Origin of the sequence: Bartonella sp. CL70QHWL (assembly GCF_042194855.1) — a bacterium.
In the GTDB taxonomy this organism is placed as follows: Bacteria; Pseudomonadota; Alphaproteobacteria; order Rhizobiales; family Rhizobiaceae; genus Bartonella.
This window is the reverse complement of record NZ_JBHINJ010000095.1, coordinates 1-1,015: the sequence shown is the minus strand read 5'-3', so window position 1 is coordinate 1,015 and position 1,015 is coordinate 1. Positions and strand designations below refer to the sequence as shown.

General features: G+C 37.6%; 1 protein-coding gene. It reads right to left on the bottom strand.

Going from position 1 to position 1,015, the window contains the following annotated elements:
• Positions 1-492: 492 nt before the first annotated feature.
• A complete protein-coding gene (locus tag ACFIJZ_RS09890; RefSeq protein WP_375613788.1) occupies positions 493-924 on the bottom strand; it encodes a hypothetical protein in 432 nt (143 codons plus the stop codon).
• Between the last annotated feature and the right edge of the window lie 91 nt (positions 925-1,015).

The window sequence follows — 1,015 nt, the reverse complement described above, 5'->3', positions numbered from 1 at the left end:
ACATGATGTGTTTCTTCAATTTCTATTAGGTTAGTGTTTTGTTCACTCATCTTGATTTCCTACATTGCGCGCAATTCACCCGTGGCGTGAATCACGCTTGTGTTAAAAGGCTGGTTTTGGGGTGTTAGAGTTTTGTCTTTACAGGTTGTACAATCCGATCAATTGGAATGCGTTTTATATATGCACAATGATCAGAATATAGCGTCAACAAGAAAGATTCATCTGAATTGGGTGGTATCATTTCAAATCTAGTGCATGCAAACGGTCTGAATTCGTATGAAAATGCAAAGCATTGCGATCCTATGAGTTCCATTGGCACGATATTCTCTTCACTTAAGAAGGCATCTATTTTGTCTTTAGAGATTATGGTATCTACATAGGGCTCGCCCTTATCTCCAGAGATCGTTATACAAAGTTCACCTGGATTGTGGGTATTTCTCACAACTAACTGCGAACACAAAGTAGGTTTAATTTCATATCTATACATAATAATTATCTTCTCTCGCTCGTTGTGATAATACTGCCTCCACGAACCTCTGAATCTCCGTAAATGTGTGCGTTACCATACACTTCTGCATTGCAATGAACACTTGCATTTTCGTAAACATGTGCTTTTCCAAAAATACGACCACCATATATTTTTGCGTTATGATGAATTGTTGCATTTTCATAAATATTTGCAAAATAACAAACTTTTGAGTTATCAAATACCTTGGCATTGTTGTAAACTTTTGCACCGCTATAAACCATGGCATCATTATAAACCCAACAGTCTCCTTCATGACTTAAGTTGCTCTCACCTTCTATAAAGCCGCCTAGGTCACCTTTCTTGATTTTTCCGAAGCTTCTCAATGCACGAATGCGGTGGAGAGTTTTGCCCCCAACTTCGATTGTTTCATCAGTAAGTTCATATTTCTTTTCCATGATTACTATTTCTCACGTTCTACGATTACGGTGGAGCCACTAATTTTACAATTTCCAGCAATGTTTACACGACAGCAAATATATGCTTGAT

Excerpts from the sequence above, each read along its gene's own strand:
- ACFIJZ_RS09890 (WP_375613788.1), bottom strand. The coding sequence starts at position 924 with ATGGAAAAGAAATATGAACTTACTGATGAAACAATCGAAGTTGGGGGC.